The following is a 544-nucleotide window of genomic DNA, read 5'->3' on the forward strand; positions in this document are numbered from 1 at the left end:
TCTGATGTTCTTTAAAGATTCGGTACGCGGTCTGCAACCGGGAGCTCCGGTAGAGTTCCGGGGTATTCGCCTGGGTACCGTAAGCAAAGTGCCATTCTTTGCGCCGAATATGCGTCAGACATTTAACGATGATTACCGTATTCCGGTACTGATTCGTATCGAGCCAGAGCGGCTGAAAATGCAGCTTGGCGAAAATGCGGATGTTGTTGAGCACCTTGGCGAATTGTTGAAACGTGGTTTACGCGGATCGCTGAAAACCGGAAACCTGGTCACTGGTGCACTGTATGTTGATCTCGATTTCTTTCCAAATACGCCTGCAATAACCCGGATGAAAAATATCTGCCATGACACGCTATTATTTGATCTGTGCGTGCATTTCCTGCACCGAAATTACTTTTTCAGTCGCATCGGCATTCAGCGCCATCGCGGTGGCAAAGCCGCCGTTCAGGGTGGTGTCGTAATGCACTTTATATTGCAGCGCACTGCGACGAATCACGCGGGAGTCTTCAATCGCACGACGGCCTGAGGTGGTGTTGATGATGTA

The 544-nt window shown here is 50.0% G+C and carries 1 protein-coding gene; it reads left to right on the forward strand.

Annotated elements, in window-relative coordinates:
- Positions 1 to 526: MlaD family protein (locus K0039_RS24825; RefSeq protein ID WP_228106787.1), on the forward strand; the 526-nt coding region annotated here is incomplete at its 5' end.
- Between the last annotated feature and the right edge of the window lie 18 nt (positions 527 to 544).

This window comes from Terrisporobacter mayombei, from assembly GCF_020748465.1.
In the GTDB taxonomy this organism is placed as follows: domain Bacteria; phylum Bacillota; class Clostridia; order Peptostreptococcales; family Peptostreptococcaceae; genus Terrisporobacter; species Terrisporobacter mayombei.